Source organism: Thermoleptolyngbya sp. PKUAC-SCTB121 (assembly GCF_016919485.1).
In the GTDB taxonomy this organism is placed as follows: Bacteria; Cyanobacteriota; Cyanobacteriia; order Elainellales; family Elainellaceae; genus Thermoleptolyngbya; species Thermoleptolyngbya sichuanensis.
Window position 1 is genome coordinate 3,524,105 of record NZ_CP070366.1, and the last position, 14,530, is coordinate 3,538,634.

The 14,530-nt window shown below is 55.5% G+C and carries 12 protein-coding genes; 7 read left to right on the forward strand and 5 right to left on the reverse strand.

What is annotated here, in order from left to right; translation table 11 throughout:
* Nucleotides 1–831 precede the first annotated feature (831 nt).
* Both JTM80_RS14535 and JTM80_RS14540 read right to left on the reverse strand, forming a co-directional pair.
* The gene (locus JTM80_RS14535) at nt 832–1,311 is read right to left on the reverse strand and encodes a peptidoglycan-binding protein (RefSeq protein ID WP_172357184.1); all 480 of its coding nucleotides are present in this window, start codon (nt 1,309–1,311) and stop codon (nt 832–834) included.
* Nucleotides 1,312–1,908: 597 nt separating this feature from the next.
* On the reverse strand, nt 1,909–2,904 hold the full coding sequence (locus JTM80_RS14540; protein WP_172357182.1) for a PRC-barrel domain-containing protein: 996 nt from the start codon (nt 2,902–2,904) through the stop codon (nt 1,909–1,911).
* A 592-nt stretch (nt 2,905–3,496) separates the two neighbouring features.
* On the opposite strand from JTM80_RS14540, the gene JTM80_RS14545 reads away from it, so the two are divergent.
* Nucleotides 3,497–4,972, forward strand: coding sequence for a sensor histidine kinase (locus JTM80_RS14545; protein WP_172357180.1), 1,476 nt, complete (start codon nt 3,497–3,499; stop codon nt 4,970–4,972).
* Between the two features lie 89 nt (nt 4,973–5,061).
* Here the strand turns inward: JTM80_RS14545 and JTM80_RS14550 are convergent, their stop codons facing one another.
* Nucleotides 5,062–5,265 carry a hypothetical protein gene (locus tag JTM80_RS14550; RefSeq protein WP_172357178.1) on the reverse strand — a complete coding sequence of 68 codons (204 nt, stop codon included), beginning with the start codon at nt 5,263–5,265 and terminating at the stop codon, nt 5,062–5,064.
* Between the two features lie 80 nt (nt 5,266–5,345).
* The gene (locus JTM80_RS14555) at nt 5,346–5,597 is read right to left on the reverse strand and encodes a hypothetical protein (protein ID WP_205369677.1); all 252 of its coding nucleotides are present in this window, start codon (nt 5,595–5,597) and stop codon (nt 5,346–5,348) included.
* Nucleotides 5,598–6,046: 449 nt separating this feature from the next.
* Between JTM80_RS14555 and JTM80_RS14560 the strand changes: the two genes are divergently transcribed.
* Nucleotides 6,047–6,616, forward strand: a complete 570-nt coding sequence (locus JTM80_RS14560) for a cell division protein SepF (protein ID WP_172357174.1) — start codon at nt 6,047–6,049, stop codon at nt 6,614–6,616.
* A gap of 88 nt (nt 6,617–6,704) precedes the next feature.
* Here JTM80_RS14560 and JTM80_RS14565 read toward each other — a convergent pair whose 3' ends face one another.
* On the reverse strand, nt 6,705–7,181 hold the full coding sequence (locus JTM80_RS14565) for a thioesterase family protein (protein WP_068514286.1): 477 nt from the start codon (nt 7,179–7,181) through the stop codon (nt 6,705–6,707).
* A 905-nt stretch (nt 7,182–8,086) separates the two neighbouring features.
* Between JTM80_RS14565 and JTM80_RS14570 the strand changes: the two genes are divergently transcribed.
* The 5 genes from JTM80_RS14570 (at nt 8,087) to JTM80_RS14590 (ending at nt 14,520) form a co-directional block, all read left to right on the forward strand.
* A complete protein-coding gene (locus JTM80_RS14570) occupies nt 8,087–9,274 on the forward strand; it encodes a transposase (protein ID WP_172354921.1) in 1,188 nt (395 codons plus the stop codon).
* 310 nt (nt 9,275–9,584) lie between these two features.
* Complete coding sequence (pyk, locus tag JTM80_RS14575) at nt 9,585–11,021, forward strand: pyruvate kinase (RefSeq protein WP_172357172.1); 1,437 nt, start codon at nt 9,585–9,587, stop codon at nt 11,019–11,021.
* Nucleotides 11,022–11,123: 102 nt separating this feature from the next.
* A complete protein-coding gene (locus JTM80_RS14580; RefSeq protein WP_172357170.1) occupies nt 11,124–11,819 on the forward strand; it encodes a 2,3-bisphosphoglycerate-dependent phosphoglycerate mutase in 696 nt (231 codons plus the stop codon).
* Between the two features lie 30 nt (nt 11,820–11,849).
* Nucleotides 11,850–12,860: a 2-hydroxyacid dehydrogenase gene (locus tag JTM80_RS14585; protein WP_205369679.1), complete on the forward strand. Its 1,011-nt coding sequence runs from the start codon at nt 11,850–11,852 to the stop codon at nt 12,858–12,860.
* Between the two features lie 25 nt (nt 12,861–12,885).
* Nucleotides 12,886–14,520: an alpha-D-glucose phosphate-specific phosphoglucomutase gene (locus tag JTM80_RS14590; protein ID WP_205369681.1), complete on the forward strand. Its 1,635-nt coding sequence runs from the start codon at nt 12,886–12,888 to the stop codon at nt 14,518–14,520.
* Nucleotides 14,521–14,530: the final 10 nt, after the last annotated feature.

A 14,530-nucleotide genomic window follows, 5' to 3' on the forward strand; every position in this document is an offset into this window, starting at 1 on the left:
CACCGGGATGCGGTTTTGGTCGGTGACAACTCTTATTGACAACTCAATTTGACAACTCAATAAGAATCCAAACGCTAGGCCAGTCCTGAGGATTCGGTCTATAAACATCTATCGGCTTTAGCCAATGGGCTTACGCAGGTTTTACGTTAGGTTCTGCGTAGGTCTTGTGATGACGCAGTGTTGATGCTAATGGTCTAGACGCACCCGGTTTCGGCGGCAAACGGCTCAATGCCTGTTGTCACAAAGCAGTCTTGATGCAAGACGCAGACTCAAGCGAGTCACAAACAGGTCGATGGAGGCAGTTTGCACAAAGCTCTTACATAAAGTTCTACAAGCTGCCCTCCGAAAATTCCCGAGGGGGCCTCTGAAGTTCACACTTCCTACATCAAAAGAACCCATATTCGGCGGGTATTTTGTCCGCAAAAAGGCGGAGTCTGGTTTCAAAGAATACAAATTTGAAACTCAAATTCCGGCGGCGCGTGAGATTTGGGTGGGCGATCGCCCCTTTCCCTTTTTCAGACTATATTTTCTGCTGGCTCTATGGCTGCCAGACAGCGTGACCGCCGAGTTGCACAAATAGCTGATTTCAGGCACATCTCGCGCCTTTAGACGAGGGATTTAAGGGCTGCATGAATCGAGTTAGGTGCAGGCAGCGTGAATAAAATGGGGCGATCGCGCTGCTGTGTAATCTACTTTGTTAATAGTTTATATAGATATTGTCCAGGACCTTGCAAAATTTTGAGTCTTTAGGATGCGGATGATGAGGATGCGGATGACGGCTTTGGGACAACGTTGATTACGTGCCCTGGCTTTTGGGTCGATTCCAGCCCACTAATTTGCACAGGGACAAGGGGTACGCCGATTGCCAGCACGGCCGAGGGCTTGCCGGAGTTGCTGTTTGAGGTCTTCTTCAATAGCGCTGCGGACGCTAGCCGTGGCAACGCCAGTCGCAGGCAGTCTGTGTTGCGCTTGAAACTGCTGAACGGCGCTAACCGTGCGCGGCCCATAAAACTCGCTGATGGACAGATCCGGACTCACGGTTTGTTTCAGTCCGTGGTGCAAGTTGCGAATAAGCTGGCGTGCTTTTTCCTGGGTGGGCTGGTCTGCTTCGCCCGTCAGCGGCAGCCCGTAGTGTGCCTGAAAGGTACAAATTGCCAGTTGCAGGTCATCCCTCGCCCGCTGGCTTTGTCCTTTGCGCTGCTCTGGCTGCGGGTTGTTTTGCAGGCTGTCCGAGTTTGCGTCCGAATTTGCGAAATATCCCAGCCCCGATAGCACGGCGATGAATTGTTGCAAAGAATAAACCGTTTTCATGGTCACGAATCCTGAAGTTTGGTCGGGGGGTCGGGCGCTAGGTGTGCTGCAAGGGTTAGACTAGCTCCCCGCACAGTAACCTTGCTAAAACTCTGAAACTGTTCAGGACTTACGCACTTGCGATAAGCTCTTTGGGTTTTGGACAATTTCTCGCGGGCGCAGCCCGCGAGAAATTGTCCAACTGCGTAAGTCATTCTGCTATTTAATCCTGAAGGCTTGATGGTGGAACCTTGCACTGAAAACCGTCTGGAAGGAAGGGCGGGGGTGCAATGGGAACACCCCCACTTGCAGAAGGTTCGTTCACCAAGTCGAGATACAATCCTGAATCGCTCTCTAGTATCAAGATAGGCAAAGGCTCAAAATAATTCTTCATGCTGCGGTGTAGACCCAGATCACCCACTCTGATCACCCGCTAGCATGAACCTCTTGGTTTGTTGCAAAAAGGGCGATCGCAAAACCCGTCCTTCTCCATCGAAAAAGAGGTGGATTGTGCGATCGCCCTTGACACCAGAACCATTTCCCAGTGGTTTCAGCGTTATGACCTCAAACAAGCTCAAACCTGTGGCGGGAAGCGGGAGGTGTTGATTAGGAAGTGGATTAGGAATTAGAGGAATCAGGCAGGTCTTCTGGGCTGGCAGCAGGCGGCTCAGGCGGCTGGAGGCGCTGGGTTGCATCGGCGATCGCCCCCTGAGCCTGTTCCGAAAGCTGCTGTGCCTTGTCCTGTGCCTGGGCCGTGAGATTAGCCATAGACTCTTTGGCTTTTTCCCCCGTTGCTTGCATCTGGGTTGTCGCGTCGGCCAGCTTCTCTTTTGCCTGTGCAGCAGCGTTCTCAGCTGTTTGCTGAAGCTGGCCAGCTTTATCCGCAAGGGTTTCTTTTGCCTTTTCGGTCGTTTGCTGAAGCTGCTCAGCTTTCTCTGCAAGGGTGGCTTTGGTTTGCTCGGTTAGCGATTGGGCACTGCTTTGCGCCTGCCCAACGAAGCCCGTCAGCTTTTGCTTGAGGTTGCTGACATCTGCTTTGGTTTGAGAATAATCATTTTTGAGGAAATCCCGCGCCTGCTGCACCTTCTGCACCACGCCGGGGCTTTCCAACTCCGCCGCCTCGACCGAAGACACAGTGCAAACCAAGCGGCGATCGCTCACGCCAATCACGCCCGCCGGATGCAGCCGATGCAGTCCCTTCGTCAGTCCGCCCCAGCCGTCGGTTGTAAACAGGTAATCCAGCACGCGCCCGCTCGTCGGGTCAAGGCGATAATCCACCACCAGCCCAGCGCGGCTGCCGCTATCCGTCCACACCTCATCACCCAGCACGAACACAACCGTATCGGGCTTGGTCGGTTCTGGGCCAATGTGGGCCTTGAGAATAACTCCTTCAGAGCCAATGCTGGCAATTTGTAGCCAATTATAGGCATGGCGCTTAATCCCCAATGCGCCCGCTGTGCATTCCAGCCCCACAATTTGATGCGCTTTGGGATCGAGCCAGAGCCGACTGACGCGCCCGACTTCCTCAGCCGTGTCCGGCTTGATGACAACTTTGCCGATCACCTCACTTTGCAACATAACGGGAATTGCCGCAGCAGTGGAATCAGTAGTCATAGGGATTTGGGGGATGAGGGGTTGGAAATTAAGGTTTGGAAAGACGAAGGGATGGGGATGTTTGCGGCAGTACAGGAAACGGTTGTGTAGCCAGACTTTTGACCTGAATGCTGAATCCTGCCGCCTGCCTACTCCTAAAGAATAGATGCTGTTTTTTGATTTCTGGGCATTCTAAACAAATAATTTCATCTAATCACGTTCAGGACTTACGCACTTGCGATAAGTTTTCTAGATTCTGAACGATTTCTCGCGATTCTGAACGATTTCTCGCAGGCTGCGCCCGCGAGAAATCGTTCAACTGCGTAAGTCCTACACGGTGTAATTTTGTCTGAACGGTTTCCCAATTGACAGCAATCTTGACAGCGATCGCCCGGTTTTGGAGACTTTCGAGTTTGGAAGCTTTCCCGGCCGGGATTGGCTCGGTCTGTCTGCGCTGAGACTGTTTCCGACCGATAGATAACCTGTTCTAGATAACCTGTTCATGATATCGAGCGACTTCCCGACCGATTGTTCCGCAGAATCTCCGCTATCAGAAATGCTAACTGGGGTGCTGACTGGGGAACCACCTGAGGCGCTAACTGAGAATTTTTTGATGCCGCGATTGCGCGAAGCCAACATTCAAGTGCTTAGCTCAGAGTCTACGCTGGAAGAACTGCCGCTGCACGACTTTCGGGCAGATTGTGGACAGACGGGGCTGCAAGTTGCGGCGGTGTTCGAGGAGCATCCAGCGCTGCCGGGCGTGGTGCTGTGGGATGCGGCGCGGTTTGTGGGGATGCTGTCGCGTCAGCGCTTTCTGGAATATCTGCTGCGGCCGCATGGGGCGGAGTTATTTCTCGGTCGCCCGCTGAAAGTCTTGCACAGCTACGCCGCCCAGCCGCCGCTAATGCTACCAGGGCACACGCCGATTCTGGCAGCGGCGCAGCAGGTCTTACGGCGATCGCCCGACCAGTTCAACGAGCCAATCGTGGTGCAGGCAGACGGGGCGTATTATCTGCTCAGCCCCCATGATCTGAACCGGGCCCATTGGCAGATTCGCGGCATCGAAACCCAGGTGCGCTATGAGCGAACCCAGGTGCAACTGATTCAGAGCGAAAAAATGGCTGGGCTGGGGAGACTGGTGGACGGCGTAGCCCATGAAATCCTCGACCCGGTGGGCTTTATCTGGGGAAACCTCAGCCATGTGTCGAGCTATGCCGCCGACCTGCTGAATCTAATCGCCGCCTACGAAGCCAGCCTGCCGTCGGTACCGCCTGCGGTGCAGCAGCTTCAGCAAGCTATTGAGCTAGATTACGTAAAACGGGATCTGCCCCAGGCGATCGCCAGCATCCGCGCCGGAGCCGAGCGGCTCAAGAACCTGGCCACCAGCCTGCAAAACTTTTGCCATGTGGATGAGGTCTATCCCAAGCCTGCCAACCTGCATGAATGCCTTGACAGCATGGTGCTGCTGCTAAAAAGCCGCCTGACTGGAGAAATCGACATCGTGTGTGAATATGGGCATCTGCCGCCCGTGCCCTGCTTTATTGGGCAACTGAGTCAGGTGTTTATGAATATTTTGATCAACGCCGTCGAGGCGCTGCTGGACTCGGCCACTTACCAGAACTGGGTTGAGGGGATGAGCGATCGCCCCACCCACACGGCGGCCGGTTCTCTCAGCAAACCCCAGATAGTCATCACTACATCTGTCCGGGGACTGTCGGACCCATCACCCAGCGGCGGGACATGGGCCAACCCATCGGGGGCGATCGCGCCAGCCGACTCAGACCCCATCCAAGCAACCGCTAAAACAGCCCAATCGCCCTCAGGGGCAGCAGCGCGAAACGAACGCCGCTGGGTGTCTGTCCGCATTACGGACAACGGCCCCGGACTCTCGCCCGAAGTCCAGCAGCGTATTCTAGAGTCGTTCACCGTCGAGCGTCGTGCTGCCAAAGAAACCAGCCTATCCGTCAGCTATCAAATTGTCACCGCCAAACACGGCGGCCAGTTTCGCCTCAAATCTCCCGCCCTTTTCCCAGCCGACGCGCCCGCTGGCATCGGCACCGAATTTGAAATTCTTTTGCCACTGTCATAAGCGCTGTCATAAGCACGCTTATAGGCGCGATCATAGGCGCAATCATAGGCGCGATCACCGAACCCGCCTGCCTTCCCAAAACCCGATCACTACCCCTCCCTGGAATCCAGGTGCGATCGCCGAGTCTCCTGCTCGATCAGCATTTTGGCAATGCCCTGGAAGTTTTGTGCGGCAAATTGGAAGTAGGTGGCGGCTTTGGTATCGGCTCCGAGTTCCAGGAAATAAACGGCGTGTTCCAACGCCGCCTGGGCGATCGCATACTGTCGCGTAATCGGTGATTGCATAACGTTCATGGTTAGTCACATCAGTCACAATGGAGGTGTCGGCGTGGCGGAGGTCGTGAAGTGCCGCAGGGCGCTGACTCTACCCGCAACTACAGCCCAGGGTTGACCAAAAGCTGCGATCGCCACAACCCTGCCCGACACACGAACGCGCAATACTGCCGAATCAGCGCTTGCTGGCTAGAGGGCGGCAACCGCCGGGCTGTGTCGTATCGGGCGATCGCCCAGGCAATGGCATCGGCGGCATCAATGGGCACTCCCGCCTCGATCAGCTTGCGCCAATAGGTGGGTTTGATTTCGCGAGTCAGATTGCGTCGAGGTAGCGCTGGCCGAGTCTCATTCATGGCTGGAACACTCTCTGGGTTAGCTGTGACTACTATCTCCTGTTTCACGCTCCAGCCGAGTGATTCCACAAATCCGGGGGGGGTGATAATTCTCTGAGAATCGGGTGACTGCCAGGGCCCCTGCATGGTGATGGAGTGCCCTGGACAATGTGATGAGCATCACAAGGATTGGGCAGGTCGGATTTGCAGTCCGGAGTAGACAGTGAAACGCTTGGACTCGCGCCTTCGTTATAAAACTTGACCCGTCACAAAACTTGAGCAGAACCACTTTAGGATTTTAGGCACACAGGTTAAAATAGAACAAGCGAACTAAATTCAGGCTTGATTTGATGTTTTGTGTAATTTTTAGTTCTAAGCTTTTAGGTTCTATATTTTGATTCCTATACTGTTCGTAACGATTCCTGCACCGCCATAGCTAGCCCCTCCGTCCTCTCTACCCTCACACAGCCATGAGCTTCTTCCAGCGAATTCAAGACGTGTTTGGTTTGGGCGAACCCTACGACGATGCCGAGTATGAGGATCTAGGATACACCGCCGAAGATGAGTCCTACGGCTATGCTGATGCCTACCCTGAGCGAGTTCCGCCCTCGTCGCCCCCCTCTCGCCGCCGTGGGGGGGCTGCGCCAAATAACGCCCCTAATAATGTCGTAGGCTTGCCGCGTGCTGCTGGACATCAGCCCGAAGTGGTGTTGATGGAGCCACGCTCCTTTGAAGAAATTCCCCAGGCGGTGCGAGCGCTGCGAGAGCGCAAGTCAGTCATTCTGAATCTAGGGCTAATGGAGCCAGACCAGGCCCAGCGGGCGGCCGACTATGTAGCAGGTGGAGCCTATGCGGTGGATGGACACCAAGAGCGGCTGGGCGACCACATTTTCCTATTCACTCCCAGCTTTGTGCAGATCAGCAGCTTTACCTCGATGGGCCGGGGCGATCTGCCGCTGGGCAACCTGACCTATCCTCCCACTCCGACCCCAAAGAGTCCGCCGACCTCGCCGCCACCCTGGCCCGGCAATGCGTTCTGATCGCCGCCTGATTGCCACTTCTGAATGTCTGCCCTGGACGAGCGATCGCCCATCCGCCCCCTACTACGCCCTCTACGAAGAGCCGGTTCTAGAGCAAGGTTTCCAGATCGTCAAACACCTTTTCTCCTTCGCGGCTCCACTGGCTGAGCCACTTCATCACCTCTAGCGGTAGGGGCGATCGCGCGCGCTGGGCGCTGTCAATGCACACGTGCTTGGTAAAGGCGCGGGCAACGCAGGTTTCCTGGATTTCGGGGATCTCCTTGCCTACTCGCTCCACCGTAAACACTTCGTACTCGATCTCAAACTCGCTGTCCTTCAGCTTTTTGGGCGTGACGTAAATCTTCTGCTCGTCCCCACAAAAAGACGGCCGCATAAAATCTACTGTGGCGTGGGTAATGGGAATCGCAATACGCGGGTAGCAAAAAAAGGCATTGAGATTAATCCCTGATGCGGCGAGGGAGGCTTCATAGGCTTCGTGGCACATGGCCAGCACGTTGGCAAAATACACAACGCCGGCCGCGTCGGTGTCTTGAAATCGGACAGTGCGAGAGTAAGTGAAGGGCATACCCAAATAACGGCTCAGGGACAGATTTAGTCTTTGATGAAAATCCTATCAATTCTCTTAGAGGGTGTTTGAAAAGGTATCGCCTGTAATGTTAAGCACTCAGAGATCCCCCCTAGCCCCCCTTAAAAAGGGGGGAAACCGCCTTAAAGCCCCCCTTTTTAAGGGGGATTTAAGGGGGATCTTGCACGCTTTGCTACAAACAGTAGGACTTTTCAAACATCCTCTTAGACAACTCTCTTAGAGAACCTACTTTGTACACACAAGTTCTCAGGCTTGAGCAGCGATGCCTTGATCCCCCCCAGCCCCCTTTAAATAAGCAGGAACCGAACTCAAGCGGCGGTGCTTTGATCCCTCCTAGCCCCCCTTCAGTAAGGGGGGAACCGAAACCCGAAGCAGGGAGAACCGGATCGGAAGTCCCCCTTAATCAAGGGGGATTTAGAGCTAATTTGTAAAGGAGCCTGAAAGCCTTGTTAATCAAGGATTTCCGAGAAACCGCTTTTCCTGGGCAAACATGACCTCAAAGCCACACATGCCAAGAGTTTCAGGCTTCTTAAGATTTGCTTCATAAATTAGCTCTTAGGGGGATATCTCAGAGCCCAGAAGTGTTGAACGCAATGTTAGCAGGGCAAGTTCATAGCTGAATCCAGTACAAAAGATCTATAATTCTGCCTGTAATGACCTACTTATTGCTTCCATTCTCAATAATCCGCCTCTTGAGAGTGCTTTTTGTAAAGTTTTACCATCAAGATTCAACACTTCTGCTCAGAGCCTTACGCAAGTAATCGAAATGGGTGTACACCTGACTGCCTGACACAAGTGGTTGAAAGAGTTGAGACCTCGTCAACAGAGGGAAAAGGTGAGCTGACATGAGACGCTGAAATTTGCGTCATCTCAGGGTCTGTATCATGCCAGCCACCACCTGCCTCTATGATCAAGTGCTGTCGTTATTGCGTCAATCCAGTAATGCCCGCGACCTGCGCCACCTCAAAGCGCTGGCGTGGATGGTGACGGCCCTGGTGTGCAGCGGTCGGTTGAGCCTGCCGCAGTGGGAAGCCTATGTGCCCAGTCGGGCCCGTCAGGCGCAAAGCACCGAACGCCGGTGGCAGCGCTTCCTAGGCAATCGCCGGGTGCGGGTCAAAAGTCTGTACGTGCCGCTGGTGCTAGCCGCCATCCATCGCTGGCAAGGTCGGCGGCTTTACCTGGCGCTCGATACGACGGTGTTGTGGAATCGCTACTGCAGGATTCACCTGACGGTTACCTGTTGCGGACGAGCGGTGCCGCTGCTGTGGCGGGTTTTGGAGCATCCCAGTGCCACCGTCAGCACGAAGCGATACCTCCCCATGCTGCGGTTAGCCCATCGGCTGTTGCAGTCGTACCCCGATGTGATGGTGTTAGCCGACCGCGGGTTTGCTAACCATGACCTGCTGGAGTGGCTAAGCCAAAGTCGCTGGCACTATTGTTTACGCTTGCCCAGTGACGTAGTGGTGCAGGGTCCGCGCCGTCATCCTGTTAAGGTAGGCTATCTGTGGCCTCCCAAAGGTGAAGCTCGACTCTATGAAGGGGTGGGAATCTGGAGCGAGGGGCGCTGGCGCTGCAATTTGGTGCTGGCTCATGTCAAAGGCGTCGAGGAACCCTGGGCGGTCATCACTGATGAGTCTCCCTCCCTCAATACCCTGTGGCAATATGCTCTCCGCTTTCGAGTCGAGGAGCTTTTCCTCGATTCTAAATCTGGTGTCTTTGAGTTAGAAGCTTCCGGCATCCGCTCCGCTCCGGCTCTCGAACGCCTCTATCTGGTCGCGGCGATCGCTATCCTTGATGGCACGACCCAGGGCATGGCGGTGCAACTCGATGGGCTACGCTGCCAGGTTGACCCGCACTGGAGGCGAGGGATTAGCTATCTCAACATAGGTTTGCGCTGGCTCAAGGGTGCCGTCAATAAAGGGCGAACACTGCTTCAGCTGATTGCCCTATTTACCGTTGACCCTGAACCCTGTTTTGCCTCTAAAAAAGCTGAAGCCCACTATTATGACCGCATTTGGTTTTCTAGAATTCAATCCTTGTGCTGCCAGCCGACACCCGGGCAGTCCGCATAAAAAGATGTGTCAGGCAGTCAGGGTCAATACTGCAAAGCGTCAGGGCATTTCTGCCTTTGATGCCATTTCTCGTGCCCTTACCTCACATCAGTTCGATTGGCTATTGGGTTGAGTAATTACAAGAACTGTTGCGCTCAACACCAATTTAGGGATTTTTGGGCTGCTGTTATCCAGTTATCAAACAGCATTCAGGATTGTGCGGTAGGGTCATAGCCAAATTCCCAGATGACTCGGTGCGCTAATTCGTCGATGGTTCGCTTGTTGGATTCTGTCAGCAACCTTTAGCAACCTTCACCCCGCCACTGCCGCTATGAAACTCCTCACCCCCCGCACCAAAGTTGTCGCTACAATCGGCCCTGCCAGCAGATCACCCGAAATTCTCAAAAAAATGGTGAATGCGGGCATGAGCGTAGCCCGCCTCAATTTTTCTCACGGTTCCTACGAAGATCACGCCAAGACAATTGAAATGATTCGGGTGGTCGAGGCAGAACTCGATACGCCGATTACGCTGCTGCAAGACCTGCAAGGGCCGAAAATTCGCGTTGGGCAAATGCCGAATGGGGGCATTCCCCTGGAGGAGGGTGCACCGCTGATTCTGGTGCCAGACGATGCCCTCGACGGGCAGCCCAATACCGTCTCGATTGACTATCCGCACCTGTGGGAAGAAGCAACGCCAGGGACGCAAGTGCTGATGGATGATGGCTTGCTGGAATTGCAGGTGGAGGAAGTGGTGGGCCGCGAGGTGCGCTGCCGTGTGGTCAAGGGCGGGCTGCTGAAAAGCCGCAAGGGCGTGAACCTGCCCAGCCTGAACCTGAAGTTGCCATCGATGACGGACAAGGACATTCAGGATGTGGAGTTTGGGCTGTCGCAAAATGTCCACTGGATTTCGCTGAGCTTTGTGCGGCGGGGTGACGACGTGCGATCGCTCAAGGATTTGCTGGCTTCTAAGGGCCATGCCGATGTGCCCGTGCTGGCCAAGCTAGAAAAGCCCCAGGCTATTGAAAATCTGGAAGACATTCTCTGCGCCTGCGACGCGATTATGGTGGCGCGGGGCGACATGGGCGTGGAACTGCCGCCAGAACAAGTGCCCCTGACACAGAAGCGCATCATTCGCCGCTGCAACGAGTTAGGGATTCCGGTGATCACGGCAACGCAAATGCTGGAGAGCATGATCCAAAACCCGCGCCCGACTCGCGCCGAGGCCAGCGATGTGGCCAACGCCATTCTCGACGGCACAGACGCAGTGATGCTGTCGGGTGAGTCGGCGATGGGGGCCTATCCGGTGGAGGCGGTGCAGATGATGACGCGCATTGCCCGCGAGGTGGAGCGCGACTATCACTTCGTCAACTACCCCCCCTCCAAAGAAGACGAAGCCCACGCCATTAGCGAAGCGCTAAACGCCATCGACCAGTTTTTGCCGCTCCAGTGCATTGTGGCGTTTACCAATACAGGCTATACGGCAAAGCTGGCCTCGAAGGAGCGGCCGACGGCTCCTGTGGTGGCGCTGACCCCAAATATCGACGTGTACCATCGGCTGAACTTGGTGTGGGGCGTGAGGCCGGTGCTGCTGCAAGAGGAAACAACCGAGTTTGAGGCGGTGCTGCGGCAGGCGGAGGAATACCTGCTGGAGCGGGGGTTGGCCTCGGTGGGCGATCGCATCTTGGTGGTCGGCGGCATCCCGATGAAGGTGACGGGCGGCACAAATTTCCTCAAAATTCACACCATCGGCACCTTTGCTGCTGGGTAGCACTAGCTTTTGGTTTCAAGCTGCAAAAAACCTTTGGTTTCATCTTTAATTTCACCGTTAACTTCACCTGATTTCAGAGCGTATAACGCTTCTCTAAACCCTATGGCAAAATTAATCCTGACCCGGCATGGACAAAGCCTCTGGAATGCGGTCAATAAGTTCACTGGCTGGGTAGACGTGCCGCTGAGCGAACGGGGCCGCGCCGAAGCAACGATTGCCTCGACCAAGCTGCGGGAATATCGCGTAGATGTGGTGTTTACCAGCAAGCTGATTCGGGCGATTGAAACCGCAGTCTGCATTTTGACCGAGTGCGACGACATCTGCGGCGGCAAGATTCCCATCATTCAGCACGACGACGACGACCCCGACTGGAAAGGTCTGGATAACTACGACAATCCAGACGAAGTGCTGCCCATTTTCACCAACGCAGCCCTAGACGAGCGCTACTATGGCAACCTGCAAGGGCTGAACAAGGCCCAGACCGCAGCAGAATACGGAGCCGATCAGGTGCAAATCTGGCGACGTTCCTACGATATCGCGCCCCCCGGTGGCGAGAGCCTGGAAGACACGCAGGCCCGCGTCTTGCCCTATTTCAACGAAACCATTCTGCCCTACCTGCTGCAAGGCAAAAACGTGATGATCGCCGCCCACGGCAACTCGCTGCGCTCCATCATTATGAAGCTGGATAAGCTGTCGGGCGAAGAAGTGGCCAAGCTGGAACTGGGAACTGCCGTGCCGATTGTGTACGACATTGATGAACACGGCGAAGTGACTCACAAAGTGGTGCTGGATCTGTAGGCGATTGCTGGGTATTTGCGAGGATCTGGCATGAGAGTGGCAGTGTTTAGCGCCAAGGCGTACGACCGCGAAATTCTGGAAAGCCTCGGCGCAACCCGGGGCCATGAGCTGGTGTTCATTGAAGAATCGCTGAATGCCCGTACGGCGGTGCTGGCGGCGGGGTTTCCAGCGGTGTGTGTATTTGTGAACGACCAGTTGGATGCGACCACGCTGAGGGCGATCGCCGCTGGAGGCACTCGCTTTATCGCGCTGCGCTGCACAGGCTATAACGGCGTAGACCTCAAAACCGCAGCGGAACTGGGGATCAGGGCTGCCCGCGTCGCTGCCTATTCGCCCTTTTCGGTGGCAGAGTTTGCTGTGGGGCTGGTGCTGGCGCTCAACCGCAAGATTCACCGAGCCTACAACCGCACCCGCGACGGAAATTTCAGCCTGGAAGGACTGATGGGGTTTGACCTGCGCGGCCGCACCGTTGGCATCATCGGCACGGGCAAAATCGGTCTGATCTTTGCCCAGATCATGCATGGCTTTGGCTGTCAGCTTTTGGGCTATGACCACCGGATAAATCCCCAGTTTACGGCGCTGGGCGCGGCTCAGTATGTGGAACTGCCAGAGCTATTTGAAAACGCCGACATTATCTCGCTGCACTGCCCCCTCACGCCCGAAACCCGCCACCTGATTAACGCCGACACCATCGACCAGATGAAGCGCGGGGTGATGCTGATCAACACCAGTCGGGGCGGGCTAATCGACACGGAAGCGGTAATTGATGCACTCAAGGGTAAAATCATTGGGGCACTGGGCCTCGATGTGTACGAACAGGAGGCGGATCTGTTTTTTGAAGATTTGTCCAATGAGATTATTCAAGATGATGTTTTCGAGCGGCTGGTTACGTTTCCCAACGTCATCGTGACCGGACACCAGGCCTTTTTCACTGAAGATGCGCTTAGGGATATTGCCGAAACCACCCTGGACAACCTAGACGACTTTGAGCAGGGGCAGCCCTGTCCAAACGAGATCACCCAACCGCTGGTCAGCGCATGAACTTGCTTAACCGAGAGGATTGTCGATGAATATTCAAACTATTTCCACGCAGCCCTTCGCCGATCAGAAGCCCGGAACTTCGGGGCTGCGGAAGTCTGTTCCCACCTTCCAACAGCCCAACTATCTCGCAAACTTCATCCAGTCGATTTTTGACAGTCTGGACGGCTATCAGGGGCAAACCCTGGTGCTGGGCGGCGACGGTCGCTATTACAACCGCGAAGCAGTCCAACTGATTCTGAAAATGGCGGCGGCCAATGGCTGGGGCCGCGTGAAGGTGGGGCACCACGGCATTCTCTCTACGCCTGCCACGTCTTGCGTGATTCGCAAATACAAGGCCTTTGGCGGCATTATTCTCTCTGCTAGCCACAATCCCGGCGGCCCTAATGGCGACTTTGGCGTGAAATACAACATAGAAAACGGCGGACCCGCGCCGGAAAAGGTGACGGAGGCGATCTTTGCGCGAACCAAAGAAATTACGGAATACAAACTCCTGGATGCGCCCGATGTAGACATCGACACGCTGGGCGAAAGCAAGCTGGGCGGCATGGTGGTCGAGGTGATCGACTCCGTAGCCGACTATCAGGAATTGATGGAGTCGCTGTTTGATTTTGACCGGATTCGGGCACTGCTGACCAATGGCTCATTCCGCCTGTGCGTTGACGCGATGCACGCCGTTACCGGGCCCTACGCCCATGCCATTTTTGAGCAGCAGTTGGGTGCACCCGCAGGCACAGTTCGCAGCGGCACGCCCCTGGAGGATTTTGGCGGCGGCCATCCCGACCCCAACCTGACCTATGCCCATGATCTGGTGGAGATCATGTTCAAAGAGGACGCGCCGGATTTTGGGGCGGCGTTTGACGGGGATGGCGATCGCAATATGATTTTGGGGCGCAATTTCTTCGTCAACCCCAGCGACAGCTTGGCACTGCTGGCGGCAAACGCGCACCTGGTTCCCGGCTATAAGGACGGGCTGGCAGGGGTGGCCCGCTCGATGCCGACTAGCGCAGCGGCGGATCGGGTGGCCCAGCGGCTGGGGATTGGTTGCTATGAAACGCCGACGGGCTGGAAGTTTTTTGGCAATTTGCTGGATGCGGGCAAGGCGACGCTGTGCGGCGAAGAGAGCTTTGGCACCGGGTCGAACCATATCCGCGAAAAGGACGGCATCTGGGCGGTGCTGTTTTGGCTGAATATTTTGGCGGTGCGGCAACAGCCTGTAGAGCAGATCGTGCGAGAACACTGGCAGATGTTTGGGCGCAACTTCTACTCGCGGCATGACTATGAAGAGGTGGCGAGCGATCGCGCTAAGGCATTAGTCGATCACGTCCAGGCGCAAATGCCAACGCTGCCTGGAAAAACCTTTGGCTCCTACACGGTCGAATACGCCGACAACTTTAGCTATACCGACCCGGTAGACGGCAGCGTTAGCCAAAACCAGGGCATTCGCATCGGCTTTACGGATGGGTCTCGCCTGATCCTGCGGCTGTCGGGCACGGGCACCAAGGGCGCAACGCTGCGGCTCTATCTGGAAAGCTATGAACCCAACATCGCTAAACACACCCTCGACCCGCAGGTGGCGCTGGGCGACCTGATTGCGATCGCCGAAGAGATTGCCCAGATCAAAGAATACACGGGCATGGACAAGCCTACGGTGATTACCTGATCCGGATTGG

Bases quoted from the DNA above. Each gene is read 5' to 3' on its own strand.
- JTM80_RS14590 (WP_205369681.1), top strand. From the start codon at position 12,886: ATGAATATTCAAACTATTTCCACGCAGCCCTTCGCCGATCAGAAGCCC.
- JTM80_RS14565 (WP_068514286.1), bottom strand. From the start codon at position 7,181: ATGCCCTTCACTTACTCTCGCACTGTCCGATTTCAAGACACCGACGCG.
- pyk (WP_172357172.1), top strand. From the start codon at position 9,585: ATGAAACTCCTCACCCCCCGCACCAAAGTTGTCGCTACAATCGGCCCT.
- JTM80_RS14555 (WP_205369677.1), bottom strand. From the start codon at position 5,597: ATGAATGAGACTCGGCCAGCGCTACCTCGACGCAATCTGACTCGCGAA.
- JTM80_RS14560 (WP_172357174.1), top strand. From the start codon at position 6,047: ATGAGCTTCTTCCAGCGAATTCAAGACGTGTTTGGTTTGGGCGAACCC.
- JTM80_RS14585 (WP_205369679.1), top strand. From the start codon at position 11,850: ATGAGAGTGGCAGTGTTTAGCGCCAAGGCGTACGACCGCGAAATTCTG.
- JTM80_RS14535 (WP_172357184.1), bottom strand. From the start codon at position 1,311: ATGAAAACGGTTTATTCTTTGCAACAATTCATCGCCGTGCTATCGGGG.
- JTM80_RS14545 (WP_172357180.1), top strand. From the start codon at position 3,497: ATGCCGCGATTGCGCGAAGCCAACATTCAAGTGCTTAGCTCAGAGTCT.
- JTM80_RS14540 (WP_172357182.1), bottom strand. From the start codon at position 2,904: ATGACTACTGATTCCACTGCTGCGGCAATTCCCGTTATGTTGCAAAGT.
- JTM80_RS14570 (WP_172354921.1), top strand. From the start codon at position 8,087: ATGCCAGCCACCACCTGCCTCTATGATCAAGTGCTGTCGTTATTGCGT.
- JTM80_RS14580 (WP_172357170.1), top strand. From the start codon at position 11,124: ATGGCAAAATTAATCCTGACCCGGCATGGACAAAGCCTCTGGAATGCG.
- JTM80_RS14550 (WP_172357178.1), bottom strand. From the start codon at position 5,265: ATGAACGTTATGCAATCACCGATTACGCGACAGTATGCGATCGCCCAG.